The organism is Nisaea denitrificans DSM 18348, assembly GCF_000426505.1.
GTDB lineage: Bacteria > Pseudomonadota > Alphaproteobacteria > Thalassobaculales > Thalassobaculaceae > Nisaea > Nisaea denitrificans.
The window spans coordinates 536,127-558,781 of the sequence record NZ_AUFM01000011.1; the positions used below are offsets into that span (position 1 = coordinate 536,127).

A 22,655-nucleotide genomic window follows, 5' to 3' on the forward strand; every position below is an offset into this window, starting at 1 on the left:
ACACCCGCATCTTGCGTGAGCCGCAGAACACGACTGGAGTGAGGATGCAGGTGAGGAAAGCGTGGATCAATCCAAAATGCGGTTCTGCGAGTGAAGGAGGCCGGTAATAGCGTTTTGTGGACCCTTTGATGGGGACAATATCATGCATTGTGAGAGCTGAAGGACGGCGATGGTTTGCTCCGTTTCTTATTGGTCCTTTAAGAGCTTCATGAGCGGTGAGAGACAGTTTTAAGCGATATCTCGGTTTACAATTAAGACGGGCATATTCCTTAAGTGCACGGGAATGGAGCGCATCTTTGGGGCACGGCGCAGGATCAAAAAAATCCACATGACCTAATTTTTATTTGTCTCGAGGTGAGTAATTTGATACTCAAATGCAATCAATAATAGAAATTATTGATTCTGTAATCCGGATTAATGCGCGATATCACTCGAAGATTGGAAACATGATGTTCGAATTGAAAAACTATGCTGGAGGGCTCGCTCTAGCGCTTGTCGCTAGTTTCGTCGCTACGGCTGATGCGAAGGCTGCTTGTACAGTCGCAGCCGGTCAAAACGTTACAAATACTCAGAAGGCGTGGCCGGGAAATGCCTATCACGAAGCGCTCAGAAACGCTTATGCAGAAGATCGCTGTGAAATAACTCTCGATTTGCATACCGGCGGAGACGGATGCGGAACCAACTCCGGAACAAACCACATCACGGTAAAGACCTATACGTCTGGCAATAATTACAAACGCACTTACCATGTGTTCAATTACACAATGCAAGACGCGAATGGTGTAACCCGTCAGTGTTCTACCTATTAGAGTTCACCAAACAAAACGCCGCCCAATAGGGCGGCGTTTCTGTTTCCGGGAAAGCGTTGATCAAGCGTCCTGTTTACGCACGTCATCAGACTCGTCGATCGCCGCCTGCGCCGCCGCGAGGCGGGCGATCGGGACCCGGTAGGGAGAGCAGGAGACGTAAGTCAGGCCGACTTCGTGGCAGAACCGGACCGACGCCGGGTCACCGCCATGTTCGCCGCAGATCCCCATCTTCAGGTCCGGGCGGGTCTTCTTGCCTTTTTCGGCGCCCATGCGCACGAGGGCGCCGACGCCGTCCCGGTCAATGGTAATGAACGGATCGGCCGGCAGCAGACCGCGATGCAGGTATTCCTCGATGAAGGAGCCAGCATCGTCACGGGAGAAGCCGAATGTGGTCTGGGTCAGATCGTTTGTTCCGAAGCTGAAGAATTCGGCCGTCTCGGCGATCTCGTCAGCCACCAGACAGGCGCGCGGCAACTCGATCATGGTGCCGACCATGTATTCGAAGTCTTCGCCGGTTTCCTTTTTTACAGCGTCCGCGATGCGGCGGACGATCACGGCCTGATCGTCCATTTCAGCCTTGGTGCCGACCAGCGGGATCATCACTTCCGGAATGGCCTTGATGCCTTCCTTCTTAACCGCAACGACGGCTTCGAAAATGGCCCGGGCCTGCATTTCACAGAGTTCCGGATAGGTCACGCCGAGGCGGCAGCCGCGATGACCCAGCATCGGATTGGCTTCGTCGAGTTCCGCTTTTCTGATCTGCAGGGCACGTAGCGAGACACCGGCGGCATCGGCCACAGCCTGCATTTCCTCGTCCGTGTGCGGCAGGAATTCGTTCAGTGGCGGGTCCAGCAGGCGAATGGTTGCCGGCAGGCCGTTCATGATGCGGAAGAGGGCTGTGAAGTCCTCGCGCTGGTACGGCAGCAGCTTCGTGATGGCCGCACGGCGCGCTTCGGGATCGCGGGCCAGGATCATCTCGCGCATGTGCACGATCCGCTCCGGATCGAAGAACATGTGCTCTGTCCGTGACAGGCCGATACCTTCGGCGCCGAAATCGACGGCGGTCTGGGCATCCAGCGGGGTTTCCGCATTGGCCCGGACTCCGAGGGTGCGGAACTCGTCCACCCAGCCCATCAGCTCACCGAAATCGCCAGTCAACTCCGGCTTGATGGTGGCGACTTCGCCCTTCATCACTTCACCGGTGGTGCCGTCCAGGGTGATGATGTCACCTTCGACGAACTCGCGCCCGCCTGCCAGCATCACCTTGTTCTTGCCATCGACCTTGATCTCGCCCGCGCCGGAGACGCAGGGTGTGCCCATGCCGCGTGCCACGACGGCCGCGTGGGATGTCATGCCGCCACGCGTGGTCAGGATACCTTCGGCCACGTGCATGCCACCGATATCCTCGGGGCTGGTCTCGTTGCGGACCAGGACGACCTTCTTACCGGCCTTGACCCATTCTTCTGCCTCTTCGGCGGTGAACACGATCTGGCCACTGGCGGCACCGGGAGAGGCGGGCAGGCCGCGGCCGACAACATCGCGCGTGGCATTGGGGTCGAGGGTCGGGTGCAGCATCTGGTCGAGCTGGGCCGGGTCGATACGGCGCACGGCTTCGCGCTTGTCGATAAGGCCTTCACGCACCAAATCACAGGCGATTTTCAGGGCCGCCGCTGCAGTCCGTTTGCCGTTCCGGGTCTGCAGGATCCAGAGTCGGTTCTGTTGAACCGTGAACTCCATGTCCTGCATGTCAAGATAATGGGATTCAAGCTTGTCGCGGATCGCCACCAGTTCCTTGTAGACGTCCGGCTGGACCTCTTCCATGGAAGCAAGATCCCCGCCGCCTTCCTCGCGCTCTGCGATGGTGAGCGGCTGCGGCGTGCGAATACCGGCGACCACGTCCTCGCCCTGAGCGTTGACCAGAAACTCGCCATAGAAGCGGTTGTCGCCGGTCGAGGGATTGCGGGAGAAGCAGACGCCGGTCGAGCAATCCTCACCCATATTGCCGAACACCATGCTCTGCACGGAAACGGCGGTGCCCCAGGATTCCGGAATGTCATGCAGGCGGCGGTATGTATTCGCGCGCTGGTTCTTCCAGGAGCCGAACACGGCGCTGATCGCGCCCCAGAGCTGTTCCTTCGGATCTTCCGGGAAGTCCCGGCCCAGAACCTCCTTCACCCGCGCCTTGTACTCAGAGACGATGGTCTTCCAGTCGTCCGCCGACATTTCCGTGTCGAGGCTGTAGTCTTTCAGCTCTTTGTACTCTTCGAGGATTTCCTCGAAATTGTAGTGCTCCACCTCGAGCACGACGTCGCTGTACATCTGGATGAAGCGGCGGAAACTGTCATAGGCGAAACGCTCGTCGTTGGTCTCGCGGGCTAGGGCAGTAACGGTGGTATCGTTCAGGCCGAGATTGAGCACCGTGTCCATCATGCCTGGCATGGAGGCGCGGGCACCGGAGCGGACGGAAACCAGAAGCGGCTTCTGATCGGAGCCGAAGCCTCGTCCGAGGGCCGTTTCAACCGCTTTCAGGCCGGCTTCAACCTGGTCGGCAAGATCGCTTGGGTAGGTCCGGCCATTGGCATAATAGTACGTGCAGACCTCGGTTGAGATCGTAAAGCCTGGGGGGACAGGCAGGTCGAGATTGGCCATCTCCGCCAGATTGGCGCCCTTGCCACCCAGAAGCTCCCGCAATTTGGCCGACCCGTCGGCCTTGCCTGCTCCGAAATTGTACACCCACTTAGCCAAGATCCGCTCTCCGAGTCATGGTTCCAGTGCCTAGCGCCCGGGCACTCGCACCCGGGGATATAGGCACCGTTTGATTGTTGCACCTGCGAAAGGTCCAACGGGGTCGGATGGTGTTTACTCAAAGAAATGCGTCGTTGGAAGGAAAGAGTCGCAGTCCGGAGCGGAATTTGACTCTTTCGTGACGCTGATTCTGTGAATCAGTGTGCCATCAGGACCGGAACGGTCAGATTTTCCAGAACATCGCGGGTGGTTCCCCCGAAAATATCCTCGCGGATACGGGTCCGGCTATAGGCACCCATAACCAGAATGTCGGGATTTGTGCTGGCGCAATGGGTCAGGATCGTATTCGCGATGCCGCCATTATCGGGAAGAACGACCTGCCGGGCGTCGATTCCGTGCCGCCGGAGATGGCGGAGAATGTCATGGCCGCCATCGGGCGGTGTGTCTTTCGGAACAACAGTAACGATATCGATCCGGCTCTTCGTTTCCAGGATCTGCATCGCATCCGTAAGGGCGCGGGCGGCCGGGCGGCTGCCGTCCCAGGCGACCACGGCGAATTCGTTGAAGGGCCGGTCTTCATACTTTTTCGGTACGACGATCACGGGTTTGCCGGAGAGCAGCACGATATCCTCGGGCCGGATTTCCGCCTTCACCCCGTTTGACGCGGTGAATTGACCGACAAGCAGGATATCGAAATATCGGGAGCCTTTCGCCAGAACCCGGTTCGGCTCACCCTGTTCCGCGATCCAGTCCCCTTTGCTGGTATAGCCGAGGTCTACCAGTTCTTTCCGGAATTGCGCCTCGATGCCGGAGACGCTGTCCTGTTCCGCCTTTTGCAGGGTTTCCAGGATGCTGTCCGGTATCCACTGGCGCGTCTGGTTATCCAGATGGAGCGGCGGGTTTACATGCAGCCCGGTGATGGACGCACCGTATTTGGCGGCCATACGCACCGCCAGCCGGAGCGCAGCATTACTGTTGGCCGTGCCGTTGTAGGCAACGGCCAGATCCTTGATTGCCATTCGTTCCTCCCATGGCCGCTTATTCCGCGGCTTCCACACTTTCCTGCACGGCCTCGATCTTGGCGGCGCAGAATTTGAACTCCGGAATCTTGCCCATCGGATCGAGCTGCGGATTGGTCAGCAGGTTGGCGGCCGCCTCCGCGAAGCAGAACGGGATGAAGATCATCCCTTCGGGAACGTCCACATCTTGCCGGGCTTTCAGGGCAACCGTGCCGCGCCGGGTGGTGACCCGAACATAATCGCCGGCCTGTACGTTCATCCGCTTCATGTCCCAGCGATTGAGGCCGGCAATGGCTTCAGGCTCCAGAGCATCGAGTGTCGCTGAACGCCGGGTCATGCTCCCGGTGTGCCAGTGCTCCAATAGGCGCCCAGTGGTGAGGATCATCGGATATTCCGCATCCGGCAACTCCGCCGGTGCCGTGACCTGGGCCGGGACGATCTTCGCGCGTCCGGATGCCGTCGGGAACCGGTCGCCGAAGATGATCGCGTTTCCGGGCTTGTCCGGCGCGTCACAGGGATAAGTAACCGCTTCCTCGCGTTCCAGCCGTTCCCAGGTGATGTTCTTCAGGGATGGCATGATCTCCGTCATCTCGGCGAAAATGTCGGAGGGGTGCTTGTAGTCCCAGTCCAGCCCGATGCGCTGCGCCAGTTCCTGCACCAACTCCCAGTCCTGCCGGGCCTGACCCGGTGCTGGAACCACGGGACGGGCGATTTGCACCTGACGGTTGGTATTGGTGAAGGTGCCCCACTTCTCCGCATGGGCGGATGCGGGCAGCACCACGTCGGCATGCCAGGCGGTCTCGGTCAGGAAGATATCCTGAACCACGAGATGCTCTAGCCGGGCGAGGGCTGCGCGGGCGTGGCTCTGGTCGGGGTCCGACATGGCCGGGTTTTCACCGAGGATATACATCGACTTGATCTCGTCGCGCAGGATGGCGTCGATGATCTCGACCACAGTGAGCCCCTTGACCGGCGGCAGGTCCGTTTTCCAGAACTCCTCATAGGCAGAGCGGATGCTGGGATCCTCGACGGACTTGTAGTCCGGGAAGACCATCGGGATCATGCCGGCATCGGAGGCGCCCTGCACATTGTTCTGGCCGCGCAGCGGATGTAGGCCGCTGCCGGGGCGGCCGATCTGGCCGGTGGTCAGGGCCAGCGCGATCAGGCAACGGGCATTGTCCGTGCCGTGGATATGCTGGGAGACACCCATGCCCCAGAAGATCAGCGACGCCGTTGATGTGGCGTAGAGCCGGGCGACGGAGCGGATGGTCTCGGCGGGAATACCGCAGATCTCTTCCATCTTCTCCGGTGCAAAATCCTTGATGCTGGATTTCAAAGCCTCGAAGCCCTCGGTGTTCGCGGCTACATATTGAACGTCGTAGAGGTTTTCCTCGACGATGGTGTGCAGCATGCCGTTCAGCAGGGCGACGTCGGAGCCGGGCTTGAACTGCAGAACCTTGGTTGCATGGCGGGCGAGACCGTTATTCTGGCCGCGCGGGTCCATGATGATCAGCTCCGCGCCCTTCTTGGCAGCAGCCTTCAGGAACGTCGCGGCGACTGGATGATTTTCTGCCGGGCGCGCACCGATGACGATAATGCAGTCGCTGTCCTCGGCGGCGGTGAAGGGAGCCGTCACGGCACCGGAATTCAGTCCTTCCATCAGGGCGGCGACCGAGGAGGCGTGGCAGAGCCGGGTGCAGTGATCGACATTGTTGGTGCCGAAACCCTGACGGATCAGCTTCTGGAAGACATAGGCTTCCTCATTCGAGCATTTCGCCGAGCCAAAACCGGCAAGCGCATCGCCGCCATCGCGGTCGATCACCTTTTTCAGGCCGGAGGCAGCGCGTTCCAGGGCTTCTTCCCAGGTCGCCTCGCGGAAATATTTGGAGACATCGCCGCGATCGATTTCCACGTCGCCGGCCTTCGGCGCATCGTCGCGCCGGATCAGCGGCACGGTCAGCCGGTCCGGGTGGTGGATGTAATCGAACCCGAAGCGGCCCTTTACGCAAAGCCGGTTGTTGTTGGCGGGGCCATCGCGGCCGTCGATCTGAAGGATCTTGTCGTCCTTCACATGCACGCGGGTCTGGCAGCCGACACCGCAATAGGGGCAGAGCGTGTCGACCACGCGGTCGGCGTACTCTGTCCGGGTTCCTGCTTTGTCGAGCAGGTTGGCTTCCATCAGCGCGCCGGTCGGGCAGGCCTGAACGCATTCGCCGCAGGCAACGCAGGTAGACTCGCCCATGCCCTCGTCGAAATCGAAGACGACCTTGGAGCCGTGCCCGCGATAGGCCATGCCGATGACGTCATTCACCTGGACTTCGCGACAGGCCCGGACGCAGAGATTGCAGTTGATGCAGGCGTCCAGATTGACCGTGATCGCGGAGTGGCTGAGATCCGCTTTCGGTCTGTCGATTCCGGGAAACCGGCTGGAGTCTCCTATTTCCATCTGGTCGACCCAGTTCCAGAATTTGGAATCCGGGTCATGACTGGTTTCGCGTTCCGGCTGATCGGCGATCAGCAGCTCGAAGACCATGTCGCGGGATTTCTTCGCTCGCTCGCTTGCCGTCTGCACTTTCATGCCCGGCGTCGGTGTGCGGACGCAGGAGGCGGTGAGGGTACGTTCGCCCTCTACCTCGACCATGCAGGCCCGGCAGTTGCCATCGGCCCGGTAGTCTTTCTCGGGCTGCCAGCACAGGTGCGGGATCTCGGTGCCGAGACGGTCCGCGACCTGCCAGATGGTTTCACCGGACAGCGCTTCGACAGTTTCGCCGTTCAACTCGAAAGAGATGCGATCGCTCATTTCAGGTCTCCCGGGAAAAATTTCATCACTGATCGGATCGGATTGGGTGCTGCCTGGCCGAGGCCGCAAATGGAGGCGTCCGCCATGACCGCGCTGAGTTCTTCAAGGAGGTCCGTGTCCCAGCTCGGCTGTTGCATCAGCTGGACGGCCTTCTCGGTGCCGTTGCGGCAGGGCGTGCACTGGCCGCAGCTTTCATCCTCGAAGAATTTCAGGAGGTTGAGCGCCACGTCCTTCATGTCGTCCTTGTCGGAAAGGATGACGACTGCATGGGAGCCGACGAAGGAACCGTGTTTCTCCAGTTGGCCGAAATCTAGCGGGATGTCGGCCATATCTTTCGGCAGGATGCCGCCGGACGGGCCGCCGGGCAGGTAGCCCTTGAAGCTGTGTCCGTCGGCCATGCCGCCGGAATGGTCCTCGATCAGCTCGCGTGCGGTGGTGCCGGCCGGAACCAGCTTCACGCCCGGGTTCTTCACCCGGCCGGAAACGGAATAGCTGCGTAGCCCCTTGCAGTCGTTCTTTCCCTGGTCCGCGAACCACTTGGCGCCGTTCTTCAGGATCTCGGGCACCCAGTAGAGCGTCTCGATATTATTTACCAGCGTCGGTCGGCCGAAAATGCCGTTGACCGAGACATAAGGCGGGCGGTGGCGTGGCAAGCCGCGTTTGCCCTCGATGGATTCGATCATTGCGGACTCTTCGCCGCAGATATAGGCGCCTGCGCCGCGTCGCAGAGTGATCTTGGTGTGTTTGGCGAGGCCCGCCGCCTCGACCGCGGCGATCTCCTTCAGAAGGATTTCGCGGGCAGCCGGATACTCGTCGCGAAGATATATAAAGACCTCTTCAGCCTCGACCACCCAGGCGCCGATCAGCATGCCTTCGAGGAACTGATGCGGGTTGCTTTCAAGAAACATCCTGTCCTTGAAGGTGCCGGGCTCGCCCTCGTCACCGTTGACGGCCATCAGGCGAGGACCTTCTTCGGCGCGCACGAAACTCCATTTCCGCCCGGTCGGGAAACCGGCGCCGCCCAGGCCACGCAGCCCACCGTCGGAAAGAGTCCCGATCACATCTTCGACAGTTCGCCTGCCGGATGTGCAGGTCTCCAGCGCGGCATAACCGCCATCCTGGCGATAGGCGTCGAAAGCCTTGAATTCCGGGATGTGCGGGTGCAGGTCACCGCTTTTGGCGACTTCAAATGCTTTTTCGGTCGTGCAGTTATCGACATGCCGGTGCCCGACTTCGGCAACCGGTGCGAGATCGCAGCGGCCCATGCAGGGCGCGCGCAGCACGCGAATGTCGGCATCAGCGTTAGCTTCAAGTTCTGAGATGAGTTGCTCAGCGCCTGCAAGGGCACAGCTCAGGGACTCACAGACCCGGATGGTAACAGGGGCAGGGCGCTCCTCGCCGTCGCGGACGATATCGAAATGCGCATAGAAGGACGCGACTTCGTAGATCTCCGACATGGGAATGCGCATCTCTGCGGCCAGTGCGTGCAGCAGGCCGGCGGGCAGGCATCCCTCACTGTCTTGTATCAGATGCAGATGCTCGATCAGCAGATCACGACGGCGTGGAAGGTCGCCGAGGATTGCCCGGACACGGTCCCGGTCGTCTTCTTCGAGGAACCGCCCTTTAGGCAGTGACGGGGCTTTACGTCGGCCCGAACCGGGATGGATCTTTTTCCCGACTTTCATCTGATTCATGGTCTTTGCGGCCTTCTTGTTGCTTCCTCGGCATATCCCGGACCCTTTTGACAGAATCCTGAGTCTCTCCCAATCGCGTCCTGTTGAACGCTATCGGCCAGTTCTTGTTCTGCTTCGCCCGTGCGCGTCATCATTTCGCTTCTGTGCGTCGCCTTTTATTCGTTGCGTGCTTTTCGCACGTCTTGTTCGCCTTGGGCCGCCCCAGAGGCGGTATTTTCATTCTCGTCGATCCGGTCTTGAGCCGGAAATCGCCAAACAATCGAATAACCTTACCCTTTAGTGTGCTTTCGTTTCGCTCGTACAGGCAGCTCATTATGTATTGGCATCTTGTATACCATAGTCCCGTGGCGTCTGGCTGTCGAGTGCCAGAGAGTGGCATGTCGCCGAAAACATTCAATAAATCTGCGGCGTTTTACAAGTGCTTTACCGCATAGCGTGCCCGGCTGACTCCGGGCGCAAGAGAAACTGGTATACAAGATACTTGGGCTTGGTATACCATTTTCATGCCATGAAAAGTTGTTGGTCCTTGCTGAAAAGCCGGACTACGCTTTGGCGACGGACAAAAATAAAAAAATTAATTTGTCCGGAAACAACAAGGGAGGAATTCAATGAAAATCTCAAGACGCTGTCTTATGGGCTTGGCTGTTTTTGCCGGTCTGGGACTCGCCGTAAATGCGTCGGCACAGGCATTCGAACCGGTAAAACCGGTCGATTTCATTATCATGGCTGGTAAGGGCGGTGGCGCCGATAAGATGGCCCGTCTGATGCAGACCATTGTTGAAAAGCATAAAATGGCCTCCAAGCCATTGATTCCGATTAATAAGCCGGGTGGCTCGGGCGCTGAAGCCCTTGTGCATGTACAGAATGCCAAGGATCAGGACCACACCATCATGGTGACCCTGAACAGCTTCTACACGACTCCGATGCGTCAGCCGGGTCTTGGCGTCGACTCCATGAAATTCGCACCGGTTGCGCGGATGGCGGAAGACACCTTCCTTCTCTGGGTCCACAAGGATTCAGGCCTCACCAGCTTTGAACAGTGGGTCGACCATGTGAAGAGCGTCGGCGATCAGTGGGTCATGGGCGGTACCGGCAAGTTGCAGGAAGACCAGCTCATCACGGATTTCCTGAACTCCAATTTCGACCTCAAGATGAAGTACGTGCCTTACAAGGGCGGCGGCACGGTGGCCAAGCAGGTTGCCGGCAAGCACATCAATTCCTCGGTGAACAACCCGTCGGAAATCGAAGGCTTCTACAATGCCGGCGTTGCTATCCCGCTGGTGGCCTTCACCAAGGAGCGTCTGGATAAGTTCCCGAACGCCCCGACCATGATCGAAAAAGGCCAGGACTTTGCCTACTACATGCAGCGGAGCGTCGTCGGTGCGCCGGGCATGTCCGCGGACGCACAGGCCTACTATACCTCGCTGTTCAAGAAGGTCTTCGACAGCAAGGAATGGCAGGATTATCGCGCGAGCAAGAGCCTCTATGGCGACTTCCTGTCTGGAGCCGAGCTTCAGGCTTACTGGAAGGTCAACAACGAGACGCATCGCAAGATGCTGGCCAAGGCCGGCGCTTCCTGATTGCAAATCTCAGCACTCCCGGAGCCTGAGCGCTCCGGGGGTGTGATTTGAGGGGTTTTGAATCCCGTCTCTTTTTCTATTCATGATCGAATGAGGAAGGTCGCCGCACATGCGCCGCGCGGAACTGGTCACGGCTGTCTTGTTGGCAGCATTTTCCATCTACCTGATGTGGAAGAGTGCCGAGCTGAATATCGGCTGGGTGAAACATGAGGGTCCCGGAGGCGGTGCTTGGCCGTTCTGGCTGGCCGCCATCATGTTGATCTGTAACATCTGGACAATCGTGAACTGGGTTCGCCGGGCGACTCCTCAGTCCCGTTCCCAGGATCAATTCATGGATGCTCACGCGATCCGGATGTTGCTGCTGGTTGGAGGCAGTGTGGTCGCTCTGGTGGCAATGGTTCATGTAATCGGTGTCTACGGGGCCGTGCCCATATTCATGCTGTTCTATCTGAGAGTCCTCGGACGACATGGCTGGGTGCCGACGCTGGTGATCTCCGGGACTGCGCCGGTTGTGATTTTCTTTTTCTTCGACGTCGCCATGCGGATCGTGCTGCCCAAGGGATACTTGGAGCCGCTGTTTTATCCGCTCTACGACATCTTCCTTTAGACGACCGGCCTGGGGAAATTAGGTTATGGATATCATTCAGCATCTTCTGGGCGGCTTTCTGATCGCCTTCGAGCCGCTTAATCTCGGGCTGGTCGTCGTCGGTGTGACTGTCGGACTGTTTATCGGTGCGATGCCGGGCCTGGGATCGGTCAACGGCGTAGCGATCCTCTTGCCGCTGACCTTTCTTGTGCCGCCGACCTCAGCCATCATCTTTTTGGCCGCGATCTATTACGGCGCCATGTACGGCGGGGCTATCAGTTCGATCATGCTCGGAATTCCGGGGGCATCGACAGCGGTTGCGACAACCTTCGACGGGCGACCGCTTGCTCTGAAGGGGCTTGCCGACAAGGCCCTGATCGCGGCGGCGGTGGCATCCTTCTTCGGCGGCACCATCTCCATCATTCTGTTCACCGGTTTTGCGCCGGCGCTGGCCAGTGTGGCGCTTGATTTCGGTGATCAGGAAATCTTCGCGCTTATGTTGCTGGCATTCGCGACCTTTGTCGGACTTGGTGGTGATGATATCGCCAAGACCGTCTTCTCTATCTGTATCGGCCTGGTGTTCAGTGCGGTTGGCATGGACATCATCAGCGGGACGCCGCGACTGGTTTTCTTCGACATTATCGGCTTCCTGCACGGCATCAACTTCCTGGTGCTGGCGATTGGCGTCTACGGTATTGGCGAGATGCTCTGGACCATCGATTCCACGCGCGGGAACCCGATGATGTCCAAGGTGGAGGTTTCGGCTTCCCGAACGGTTTCTCACCTGAAAGATGTCTTGAAGGAGTGGAAGCCGGCCTGGATCGGCTCGCTACTCGGTTTCTTTGTCGGCATCCTGCCGGCAGCGGGCGCGACACCGGGCGCGCTGATGGCCTATGGCATCTCGAAGATGACCTCGAAGACCCCGGAGAATTACGGCAAGGGGGATGTTGGCGGCGTGATTGCGCCGGAGGCGGCGAACAATGCCGCTTCGACAGGCGCGATGCTGCCCATGCTGACGCTTGGAATTCCGGGCTCTCCAACCACTGCGATCCTGCTCGGCGGGATGGTGATCTGGGGGCTTGTGCCCGGCCCGATGATGTTCATTGAACAGTCGGATTTCGTCTGGGGCCTGACCGCAAGTCTCTATGCCGCGAATTTCTTCGCGGTGATCATCAACATTCTCTTCATCCCGGTCTTCCTCTATGTACTGAAGATGCCGTTCACCGTGCTGGCGCCGATCATTTTCGTGCTCTGCCTTGTTGGCGGCTACGCGCCGACCGAGGACATGCACGATGTCTGGCTCATGGTAATCTTCGGTTTCGGAGCCTATGCGCTCCGCAAGCTGGATTATCCGCTGGCGCCGGCAGTGCTTGCCATCGTGCTTGGCCCGATCGCCGAGCCGGCCCTTCGCCAGAGCCTGATCATTTCCGGCGGAGATGCGACGGTGTTCTTCACCCGGCCGATTGCAGGGCCGATCACGATGATCGCGATTGTTCTGTTGCTGTTGCCGCTGGTGCAGGTTTACCGGAAAAAACGCAAGCAGGCGAAAAACGCCGAGGTCTGACTTCGCGAAAACGCTCATCGTCGAAACAAGAAAGGGCGGCCGTTGAGGCCGCCCTTTTTCATTCAGCAGAGAGGTCTGTCTCAGACCACGTTCACGACCAGATCACCAACGCCTTCGACATGGCCATGCATGACATCGCCGCGCACGACGGGGCCAACGCCGGCGGGCGTGCCGGACATGATGATGTCACCCGGGACAAGTGTGAAAAGGCCGGAAAGGTAGGAGATCATTTCCGGGACTTTCCAGAGCATCTGGTTCAGATCGCCTTCCTGGCGCAACTCGCCATTGACCTTGAGCCAGACGGCACCGTTTTCCGGGTGACCGATGTCGGAGGCGGGGACAATCTCGCCGCACGGGGCGGACATCTCGAACGCCTTGCCGATTTCCCACGGCCGACCGAGCTTCTTCATCTGGCCCTGCAGATCGCGCCGGGTCATGTCGAGAGACACTGCGTAGCCATAGACACACTCAAGTGCGTCTTCGACCGGAATGTCGGTTCCGCCCTTCTTCAGCGCGACGACCATTTCGATTTCATGGTGCACGTCGTTGGACTGGGGCGGATAGGGGAACTTCAGGTCCGGGACGATCAGGTTGTCTGGATTCTTCTGGAAGAAGAACGGCGGCTCCTTGTCCGGATCGTGGCCCATTTCGATGGCATGTTCGGCATAATTGCGCCCGACGCAATAAACCCGATGCACGGGGAAGCGATCGTCCTGGCCGCGGACGGGCAGGGAGACTGCCGGGGGCGGCGTGAAAACATAGCTCATGTCGGACTCCTTGATGGGAGGTTGGGGCACGTCGCGTCGTCCGCGCTCGCGTGCCTGTGAACAACAGCGATACATATCGGACAGGGAAATGGGCGCGTCCAGTCCTATATTCGACCAGCTTTCTTCGTCATTTCGACGGGGTCTCCGGAGAGGTTAAGTGCATGCGGCTTGCAACTATTCTGATTACGTCTGTCATGGCAATGGCGGCGATGTCCGTATCGGCAGCGGAACTGTCGTTCCGCAAACTGGATCTGACAGCGCCCGGCGGCAGGCTCATGAATGTGGCTGGTCGCGTTCTCGCGCTGGCCGAGAATGGAGCGATGTTTGAAGTGACCGGTGACGGGCAGGTTATCGAGAGATCTGGTCCGGTGCGGCTGCCAGAGCCCGAGCCGCTGCCGTATCCCCTCGTGAAGGACGGCCGGGTTGCGATCAGTCCGGATGGCCTGATCAGGGCCTGGTACACAGGTGAAACGGAAAGTTATGGCCATGGCGCTCTAGGCGATCCGGTGGAAGCGCTGAGCCTGGTGGTGCAGGAGAAGGGCGGCAAGCCCGCGATTTTTACGGTGATAGAGGACGAAGTGTTCGAGGATCTTGAGCCCCGGATTGTCGATCTCGATCGCGCACTGTCCGGGAGGCCGGAAATCGTGGCCATCACGGCATCATCGACCGGTGGCGCCGGGATTGCGGTGTTCGGTCTTGGCAGGAACAGCGACGGCGATCCCGCACTGCTGCGGCTGGCCAACTCCGCAAGGATTGGTGCGCCGTATCGCTGGCTGAATATCGCGGGCATTGCGGATTTCGATGGCGACGGTTTTACCGAGATCGCCTATGTCGACCGCCCGCATATCCGCGGCGAGCTGGTTTTTTCGGAATGGCGCGTTGGCCGCCTCAGAGAGCAGGCGCGGGAAGGCGGTTATGCCAACCATCATGGCGGCTCGACGGTTCAGGACCTTTCGGAAGTCGCCGATGTAGACGGTGACGGCACTCCCGATCTTATCCTGCCCGTGCGAGGATATGGCGCGATTGCCGCCGTAGCGCTCACGCCAGATGGGGTGCGCAGGATCGCCGAGGTGGTGCTTCCATCAGCACCCCGGTCCCGCATCATCGCGACGAGTACGCAGAGCGCAGTCTATCTCGACAGAGACGGCACGCTTCACGAAATGCGCTGGGCGCCCTAATTAAGCCTGCCGGGTCAGGTAAACCCGTTCTCCTTGAAGAAACGGTTCATGGCATCGGCCAGAAAATCCGGTTGCTCAAGGCTTGGGATGTGGCCCGCGTCGGGAACTTCGACGTAGGACGCGTTTTTCATGGCATCGGCCATAGCCTTGACGAGTGCAGGCGGCGTCGCACCGTCTTCCGCACCGCAGAGCACCAAAGTCGGAACGGTCAACGAGAGAGTGGCTTCGGTCAGGTCCGCGTCACGGATTGCCGCGCAGCAGCCGAGATAGCCAGCCTGTGTGGTTCGGGCGAGCAAATTGCGCCATCCTGCCGTAGCGGCCGGATTGTTTTTCCGGAAATCGGCCGAGAACCAGCGCTCCATGACGCCATCGGCAATACTCTCGAGGCCGTTTGTCGTGATCGCATCGATGCGCTCCTGCCAAAGAGCGGCTTCGCCGATTTTCGGAGCGGTATCCATGCAAACGAGGACATCGACCTGCTTAGGATAACGGGCCGCGAAGTCTTGGGCGATCATGCCGCCGATGGAGACGCCACCGAGCAGAAAATGATCAAGCCCTACATGATCCACGATGGCTTTCAGGTCGGAGCTCAGATCCTGAATGGAATAGGGCGGCTCGGACATGTCCGTCAGACCATGACCGCGCTTGTCGTACCGGACAATCCGTCCGATCCCTTCCAGCTTTGGCAGCAGCGGGTCCCAGATCCGGAAATCTGTACCGAGAGAATTGGCGAGAACCAGTGTTGGGCCGGTCCCGATTGTCCGGTCGGAATAGTGAAATGTTCGTGATCCAGCTTTGAAGAATGCCATTTTATGTCCTCGCCCAGGTTCTCTTCTGCACGGGTTTTGTACCCTTAACTTGCGGAAATTCCATCCTAATTAAGTTCTGCGCGGCAAGCCGTCCTGCAATTGGCGTGGGACGGGCGAGGAGAAGCTAGGTGAGCGGTCTGTTTTTCTGACAATGCCCATCTTTTCTGCATCCCCTGCTGCGCTACTTCCAAGGCATTAGATTTCGTTCGGTCGAGGGAGGATCCAGATGACGAACCGATTTAAAGCACTGACCAGGCGGGAAGCAATATTCGCTGCCGCTGGAACGTTGGCCGCTCCGGCCGTGCTTTCCAGCCTGCCGTCTGTCGTTGAGGCAGCGGCTCCAATGCAAGGGGCGTCACACCCGTCCCACTATCGCTTCAAGCTCGGCAAGTTCGAGGTGACCACGATCTCGGATGGGGCCATTCAACTTGATGGTCCACACCCGATTTTCGGGCAAAATCAGACGCAGGAAGACGTGGTCCGGCTCGCGGAGGAAAATCATCTGCCGGGAAACCGTATGGAGATCTCCTTCACGCCGGTTATCGTGAATACCGGCACTGAAGTGATCATGTTCGACTCCGGAAACGGCAATGGCCGTCGGCCGAATGCCGGACACCTCGCAGAGGCTCTTGGCCGGGCCGGATTTACCGCAGACCAGATCGACATTGTCGTCCTGACGCATTTCCATCCGGACCATATCGGCGGTCTCATGGAAGGCGGCGGCGCGTTGTTCCCCAACGCGCGTTACGTGACGGGCGCGGCGGAATACGACTTCTGGTCTCCACCGGAAATGGCCGAGGGCCAGCTCGCCCGGGTAGGCAAGCTGGTGCAGAGCAACGTTGTCCCGTTCGCGGAGAAGATGACGTTCCTGAAGCCCGGCGAGGACGTCGTGTCCGGAATTCAGGCGGTCGGTGCAGCAGGGCACACGCCGGGACATATGGCGTATCACTTCGAAAGCGAGGGCCGTAGATTGCTCGCCTGGGCCGATACAACGAACCATTACGTTGCATCATTGCAGCGGCCGGACTGGCATGTGCGGTTTGACATGGACAAGGAAGCTGCTGCGGCGACCCGGAAGCGCTTGCTGGATATGGCGGCGGCCGAGAAAATTCCTGCCACGGGATATCACATGCCGTTCCCGGCGGTGGGGTATGTGGAAAGGCACGGAGTTGCTTATCGCTGGGTGCCGGCAAGCTACCAGCTCAATCTATAGGCACTCCAAAGGCTGTGGGTGGTAAGGAGCGGCGCGTTCTTTAGGGGCGCCGCTTCTTATACTTGCGCGACCCGTCATGAAATCTGCTACACTTCAACAAGAGTGACGCATCAAGTTTCCGTTTGATAATGAAACGTTAACCATTGTTGCGGAACACTCATCCGCTATAAATGCAGCGAGATGTGAGGAAGCGCATGGTGAGCTCTGGTGACAATGGCGGTGGGGCACTCTCAGCGGCTGATGTGCAATCTCTGCTGAAAGATCCTTCGGCCGATAATCGCGCTGCGACGGTAGCCAAGGTCGCGGGGCAACTTTCTGCATCCAGCTTTTCCGCCACGGAATTGCCGATGGCCCAGGAGATTCTCCGGGTCATGGCGCGCGATGCGGAACGAAGGGTTCGTGAAGCACTTGCCCGTGAGGCCAAGTCTGCGAAAGACCTGCCGCATGATGTAGCGCTGCTTCTGGCAAAAGACGTGGAATCGGTCGCAATGCCGGTCCTCGAATTTTCCGAGGTGCTGCGCGAGGAAGATCTGATCGAGATCGCATCCGCGACGGATGAAATGAAGCAATCGGCAATTGCCCGGCGTGAGAACGTTCCGGAGGCTGTTGCCGAGACCTTGATCGACAAAGGAAACCAGACGGTCGTTGAAACACTCGTGCGCAATGAAGGGGCTACGATTTCCGAAAGTGGTTTCAAGAAGGCGATCGACCGGTTCGGTGACGATGAGAATATCCAGGACGGGTTGGTGAACCGTTCGACACTGCCGGTGGGAATTTCGGAGCGCTTGGTATCTATCGTATCGGATCGCTTGCGTGAGCATCTCGTGAAGCATCACGATCTGCCGGCAAACATTGCGACCGACTTGCTTCTGGAAGCGCGTGAGAACGCGACGCTGAGTCTTGTTTCAAACGGGGCAGGCGCGCAGAAGGTCGAAGACCTCGTCGCCGAATTGCATCGCAATGGCCGCCTTACGGAGTCAATTGTTGTCCGCGCTGCTTGCCTCGGTGACCTTTCCTTTGCCCAGGCAGCACTAGCTGAACTGGCATCTGTGCCGTTGTTAAATGCACAGAAGCTGTTCGACGATGAAGGTAATCGCGGATTGAAGGCGCTGTTCGAGCGATCCGGGCTGCCGAAACGCTCTTTCCCGGTGCTGCGCAAGGCAATCGATGTGATGCGCGATACCGATTATGACGGACTGGAGAGCGACAGGGAGCGGTTCAGCCTCAAGGTGCTGGAACGTCTGCTGACCGCGTTCGAGACGGATGATTTCGGTCTTACTGAGGAAGATGTCGATTATCTGCTGAAGCGGCTGACTGCCTTGACCTCAAGCACGGCCGAGGCACGCGAGCACCTGCACTGAAGCCGGTTGATGTGGCGTCAGTAGCCACCTCTGGAAATTAGCTTTCTCAGGTATCCGCGTTTCGTGAAATGCGGACTGTGAAGGTCGATCCTGCACCGGGGCTGCTTTCGACAGATATCGTGCCGCCATGAGCCTCTATAATTGGCTGGCAGATGCTCAGCCCCAGGCCGGTGCCGCTGCTGTGCCTGTCATCGGCACTGTCCACCCGGAAAAATCGTGTGAATATCCGTTCCTGCAATTCCTCGGGAATACCTTCCCCGTGATCCGTGACCGAAAAGGTTAGGGTGTCTGCCGTGCTTTCGGATCTGATTTCGACCTGTTGGCCGGATTTGGAGAATTTGATCCCGTTTGATATCAGGTTTGTAATGACCTGAGTGATGCGGTTTGCGTCACCTTTGAAAAGCGGATCTTCGGCTGTTTTACAGATCTTGAGACTGACGCCGAACTTTATGGAGTAGGCCTGCATGCTGACAACGCAGTCAGAAATCAACTGCTCGATATTGGTCTGCTGTATATCGTAAGACATCTGGCCGGCATCAATTTTCTCGACGTCCAGAATATCAGTCACCAGCACGCCGAGACGCTCACTATTACGGTACGCGATATCGATGACTTCCTGCATCTTCTCGGTCAGCGGGCCTATAACGCCGCTGCGTGTAAGCCCGAGGGCGCCTGTGATCGAGGTCAGCGGTGTTTTCAATTCGTGACTGACGGTGGAAATGAACTCTCGCTTGATGCGTTCAAGCTCTTTGCGCTCCGAAATGTCTCGAATAATGCCGACAAACCGGAGGCTGGTGCCGACGAACATTTCACCGACCGCGAGTTCGATCGGAAAAACGGTTCCGTCCGATTTTATCGCGGTGAACTCCCTGTTCTTTCCAATCACGTTCTTTGTATGGCCGGTCAAATAGCTAGCGATATAGCGCGGGTGATTTGTGTGGTGCTGCCCGGACATGAGGATACTGACGTTTTTCCCAAGAGCATCTTTGCGCCTGATGCCGAACATGCGTTCGGCTGCCGGGTTGAAGGTGAGGATAACGCCATCGCTGTCGATCGTGATGATGGCATCCACCACTGTATCGAGGATCGCGCGGATGGACTCCGCGCGTTCGGCGAGGACTTCGGCGGTCGTGACGTGTTCACTCACATCATGCGCGACGACCATTTGTTGAATGACTGTGCCATCGGTGTCCCGGATAGGCTGGCGCTCGAATTCCACCCAGATCGGAACGCCGTTCTTCTTGTAAAGCTGTATCGTGCCGCTGACCGACTTTCCCTGCTCAATCTCGGTGTCGACGGATTGCATGATCGCTTGGTCAGTGTCAGCCCCGCGCAAGATGGATCGGGGGTCTTTGCCGGCAATTTCTTCAATTCTGTACCCGGTGATTTCCGTGAAAGCGGGATTCACCCATTCCAGGCGACCGTCCTTATCGAGAATCATGACCATGGATCTGGTTCTGTCCACGACAACCGATAACCGGCGGGCTTCAAGCTCGCTTTTCTGTAATCGCGCCAGCGTGGCTTTGAGTTGGGTTTCGTTTTCCTTCAGTCGGGTAATATCGATCCTGAGACCGATGCGCACGCCGTCCGCAGTTTTGCGCTCGGCAATACGGAGCCAACGACCGTCCGCCAGTTGTTGTTCGACGTCCTTGTCGGACGCCCGATGTATCGCCAGGCGCTCCTCGAACCACTCCTCTTCGCGGCCGATGGCCTCGGCATATTCACCAGCCTCAAGTCCTGTCCGGACAATCTCGGTAAATGTGACGCCGGGTTTGATGACGTGAGCGGACTTGCTGTAAAGATCACGGTATCTCTGGTTGCAGACGACAAGGCGGTCGTCTGAATCGAAAATGACAAAACCGTCTCGCAAAGCTTCGACCGCGTCGAACAGTTTTTCTTCTGCTGACCGGGCGCGTTCTACCAGAAGCCTGTTGTCTGAAGCGTCCTTGATGATGCCGCGGATAATCGCTCGCGTTTTCCCATGCACCGGTTCGGCCCGCAGCATGTAGGTCACGCTTGAAGCTTCTTGGTCGGCCCGCGCCTCAAAGGTAATCGGATCCGGAACGGCGTTATTGAAGATCGTCTCGAACGTACGGCGCAGCAGTGCCTGATCGGACAATGCTACCAGTGATACGTTGATTTCACCGCCAGGCAGTACTTCGGGCTTCCAAATGGACAGCGTTTCAGCACCATGAAGCCGGAACTTTTTCCGCTCTGAATCCCACTCCCAATAAAGCACTTTCGCGAGTTTCTGGAGCGTTTTCAGCATGTTGTCGCTATCGCTGCAGGGGGCATCGCTGGTGGTTTCTGACTCTGCCATCTGGCCCTCATCTCAGGCACAAGCGACAAAGCGTCGCTTTCATCGCTGGCCTTGGTACTCAATCCCGCTTGAAATCTGATGGTCCGGGAAATTGCCAGCGAGGAACGGTGACATAGGAGAGTTAATACTTCGTTGTTATCGTTTTGGTTGGGCACTCTGCGGGATATCGATATGGTCTCGTGTTTTTGCGCGGCCTTAACCTGATTTAAACCGCTGTCAAATATGTTGCCCAAGAAGACAATACAGGCAGCGCGCGGTTTGTTGGGCAAGGGTGAAGACGCTAACCCGATGAATCGCCGGATGGAGAGGCTGCAATGACGAAAATGGCGCACCGGAAATGACGGATAGCGACCTTCGAGAGGCGTTCTTGTCTCTGCGTGAAGAATTTCTCGAAATCTGTCGCGGCCGTGTCGGTGTGATCGAGCGGAACTGGTCGGAAATCAGCTCCGGGTCAGAAGATAAAAACATTATCGAGGCACTGGAGTTCATCAAGCGTGAAGCTCATACGATCGCAGGTTCTTCGGGTACGTATGGATATGCCGATGTCTCGAAATCAGCGAGAGAGCTCGAAGTTCTTTGCGCTCAGTTGATGGACGAAGGTGTGAACGATATGGATACGACACGACAAGAGGAGCTCGCGGCGGCAGTGACTCTTGTCTTCGAGGAAAGCACTCGTATGTTCGCAGACCCGGAAATCGGTACTGTTCCGTTCTGATGATGGTGAGCGTCAATCAATCATCCGGTGGGGCGGCTATTCCAGATACGCTCGACCTCTTTGCTCAGTTGCATGGGGTCGAATGGCTTGGCTATAACGCCGATAGCCCCAATTTCCATCAGGCCTTCAATCTCGTCTTTCTGAGTCTTCGCAGTCATGAAGATGACCGGTATATGGCTTGCGGCCGGGATTTTCTGAATCGCGAGAAATGTAGTCGGACCATCCATCTCAGGCATCATGACATCCATTACAATCAGATCTGGCGCGGTATCCGCGACGGCAGCTATGGCGTCCTTGCCCGATGCGCAGGAGATAACGTCAAATCCTCCGATGGATTCCAGAGTCAATTTGGCGATCGACCGGATGTCGGCTTCATCGTCCACATGCAGAATTTTTATCATGCGCGCTACTTTCCATTTTTCCCATGGCCCGTGGGAGAGCAGAAGGACTGTGTGCGGTGAAGTTCGTAGCGTCAATGGCGCCATTGATTCGGCTAGAAATTATAGATCAATCTCTAGCGCATTGGCATCTCGCCAACGAGTGGCAAAGCATGCCATATGAATTTGAGCGGCCCGGAAGGCTGCAGTTTGACGGCAAAAGGAAGGCTCGATAGCTGATGGAAGATTTTGAGAAGCATCTGGCGCGGTTGCATCAGGAGTTTTTGGACTATGCAAATGACAGCATAGGCCAGCTCGATAAGATGCTTGATGGTGCTGCCGAACGTGGCGAGCTGGAACCGTCCGAAATGGTCGACCTCGCCCGTATCGTGCATTCGCTGAAAGGATCGGGCGGTACCTTCGGGTTCACGAACCTGACAATCCTTGCGCACCGCTGTGAAGATTATATTTCCGCATCGGATTCCGGAGCGCCGCTCAATATTGCTGATGTTCGGATTTTCGTTGACCGGCTTGGTGATGTAATTGATGGCCGGATCTCCAACGATGGCCCCATCGATACCGTTGTCCGCTCCCTTCCGATGCGGTCCAGGTTCAATGTCTCGGATGTCACGGCCACGGAAGTCGAAGTTGGTCTGATCATGGAGCCCGGCGCGCAAGCACGGCTTGTGACGAAAGAGCTTGAGGCCTGCGGGTATCGCGTTACAGGCGTGCAATCGTCGATCCAGGGTATCGGGTACGTTTATCAGACCCGCCCGGACTGCGTTTTTGTTTCGGCCAACATGCCTGGTATGGATGGTGTGGATCTTATCTGCGCCCTGAAAGCAATGAAGGCGACGAAAGATATTCCCTGCGCTCTGCTGACATCCTTCACCAGAGACAACCCATTGCTGCAAGCACTCCCGGAATCGGTTCCTATCGTCCGTAAAGGTAAAGAGTTTGGGGATGATCTGGCTGAAGCTTTGCAAAAACTTGGATTAATCTAACGTCCTCTTAGGGGACGATCGGATTGTAAAAATTAAATAAAAAAAGTTAAGAAAACTTAATGGATGGTGGATTCATCTTTGCTGGAATATTTGCCAATCTTGTTTTAATGAAAG

General features: G+C 57.8%; 17 protein-coding genes. 9 read left to right on the plus strand and 8 right to left on the minus strand.

The window, feature by feature from the left end; all coding sequences use genetic code 11:
- The first annotated feature begins 446 nt into the window (after positions 1-446).
- Complete coding sequence (locus K328_RS26910; RefSeq protein WP_156901160.1) at positions 447-809, plus strand: hypothetical protein; 363 nt, start codon at positions 447-449, stop codon at positions 807-809.
- A gap of 60 nt (positions 810-869) precedes the next feature.
- Here the strand turns inward: K328_RS26910 and ppdK are convergent, their stop codons facing one another.
- From ppdK to K328_RS0103345, 4 genes are all read right to left on the minus strand, one after another.
- Positions 870-3,554: a pyruvate, phosphate dikinase gene (gene ppdK, locus K328_RS0103330; RefSeq protein ID WP_028464759.1), complete on the minus strand. Its 2,685-nt coding sequence runs from the start codon at positions 3,552-3,554 to the stop codon at positions 870-872.
- 197 nt (positions 3,555-3,751) lie between these two features.
- Positions 3,752-4,573, minus strand: a complete 822-nt coding sequence (locus tag K328_RS0103335; RefSeq protein WP_028464760.1) for a universal stress protein — start codon at positions 4,571-4,573, stop codon at positions 3,752-3,754.
- Between the two features lie 19 nt (positions 4,574-4,592).
- Complete coding sequence (gene fdhF, locus K328_RS0103340; protein WP_028464761.1) at positions 4,593-7,373, minus strand: formate dehydrogenase subunit alpha; 2,781 nt, start codon at positions 7,371-7,373, stop codon at positions 4,593-4,595.
- Positions 7,370-9,067 (minus strand): NAD(P)H-dependent oxidoreductase subunit E, encoded by a 1,698-nt coding sequence (locus K328_RS0103345; protein ID WP_036553101.1) that lies wholly within the window; start codon positions 9,065-9,067, stop codon positions 7,370-7,372. Before K328_RS0103345 ends, fdhF begins: the two co-directional genes overlap by 4 nt.
- A 608-nt stretch (positions 9,068-9,675) precedes the next feature.
- Here K328_RS0103345 and K328_RS22370 point away from each other — a divergent pair.
- The 3 genes from K328_RS22370 (at position 9,676) to K328_RS0103360 (ending at position 12,797) form a co-directional block, all read left to right on the plus strand.
- A complete protein-coding gene (locus tag K328_RS22370; protein WP_036553102.1) occupies positions 9,676-10,647 on the plus strand; it encodes a Bug family tripartite tricarboxylate transporter substrate binding protein in 972 nt (323 codons plus the stop codon).
- A gap of 109 nt (positions 10,648-10,756) precedes the next feature.
- Entirely contained in the window at positions 10,757-11,254 is a 498-nt protein-coding gene (locus K328_RS0103355) for a tripartite tricarboxylate transporter TctB family protein (RefSeq protein WP_028464763.1), read from the plus strand.
- 25 nt (positions 11,255-11,279) lie between these two features.
- Positions 11,280-12,797, plus strand: coding sequence for a tripartite tricarboxylate transporter permease (locus K328_RS0103360; RefSeq protein ID WP_028464764.1), 1,518 nt, complete (start codon positions 11,280-11,282; stop codon positions 12,795-12,797).
- 80 nt (positions 12,798-12,877) lie between these two features.
- Here the strand turns inward: K328_RS0103360 and K328_RS0103365 are convergent, their stop codons facing one another.
- Positions 12,878-13,564, minus strand: coding sequence for a fumarylacetoacetate hydrolase family protein (locus K328_RS0103365; protein ID WP_028464765.1), 687 nt, complete (start codon positions 13,562-13,564; stop codon positions 12,878-12,880).
- Positions 13,565-13,725: 161 nt separating this feature from the next.
- Between K328_RS0103365 and K328_RS25545 the strand changes: the two genes are divergently transcribed.
- Complete coding sequence (locus K328_RS25545; protein ID WP_051284396.1) at positions 13,726-14,742, plus strand: FG-GAP repeat domain-containing protein; 1,017 nt, start codon at positions 13,726-13,728, stop codon at positions 14,740-14,742.
- 14 nt (positions 14,743-14,756) lie between these two features.
- Here the strand turns inward: K328_RS25545 and pcaD are convergent, their stop codons facing one another.
- Positions 14,757-15,551, minus strand: a complete 795-nt coding sequence (gene pcaD, locus K328_RS0103375) for a 3-oxoadipate enol-lactonase (protein ID WP_028464766.1) — start codon at positions 15,549-15,551, stop codon at positions 14,757-14,759.
- Between the two features lie 226 nt (positions 15,552-15,777).
- Between pcaD and K328_RS0103380 the strand changes: the two genes are divergently transcribed.
- Positions 15,778-16,764, plus strand: a complete 987-nt coding sequence (locus K328_RS0103380; RefSeq protein ID WP_028464767.1) for an MBL fold metallo-hydrolase — start codon at positions 15,778-15,780, stop codon at positions 16,762-16,764.
- A 194-nt stretch (positions 16,765-16,958) separates the two neighbouring features.
- On the plus strand, positions 16,959-18,125 hold the full coding sequence (gene spbR, locus K328_RS22380) for a SpbR family protein (protein WP_036553104.1): 1,167 nt from the start codon (positions 16,959-16,961) through the stop codon (positions 18,123-18,125).
- A gap of 46 nt (positions 18,126-18,171) precedes the next feature.
- Here spbR and K328_RS0103390 read toward each other — a convergent pair whose 3' ends face one another.
- A complete protein-coding gene (locus K328_RS0103390; RefSeq protein ID WP_028464768.1) occupies positions 18,172-20,445 on the minus strand; it encodes a PAS domain S-box protein in 2,274 nt (757 codons plus the stop codon).
- A 337-nt stretch (positions 20,446-20,782) separates the two neighbouring features.
- On the opposite strand from K328_RS0103390, the gene K328_RS0103395 reads away from it, so the two are divergent.
- On the plus strand, positions 20,783-21,160 hold the full coding sequence (locus K328_RS0103395) for an Hpt domain-containing protein (RefSeq protein WP_028464769.1): 378 nt from the start codon (positions 20,783-20,785) through the stop codon (positions 21,158-21,160).
- A gap of 20 nt (positions 21,161-21,180) precedes the next feature.
- On the opposite strand, the gene K328_RS0103400 is transcribed toward K328_RS0103395, so the two are convergent.
- On the minus strand, positions 21,181-21,561 hold the full coding sequence (locus K328_RS0103400; RefSeq protein ID WP_028464770.1) for a response regulator: 381 nt from the start codon (positions 21,559-21,561) through the stop codon (positions 21,181-21,183).
- A gap of 215 nt (positions 21,562-21,776) precedes the next feature.
- Between K328_RS0103400 and K328_RS22385 the strand changes: the two genes are divergently transcribed.
- Complete coding sequence (locus K328_RS22385; RefSeq protein WP_051284398.1) at positions 21,777-22,541, plus strand: ATP-binding response regulator; 765 nt, start codon at positions 21,777-21,779, stop codon at positions 22,539-22,541.
- The last annotated feature ends 114 nt before the right edge of the window (positions 22,542-22,655 follow it).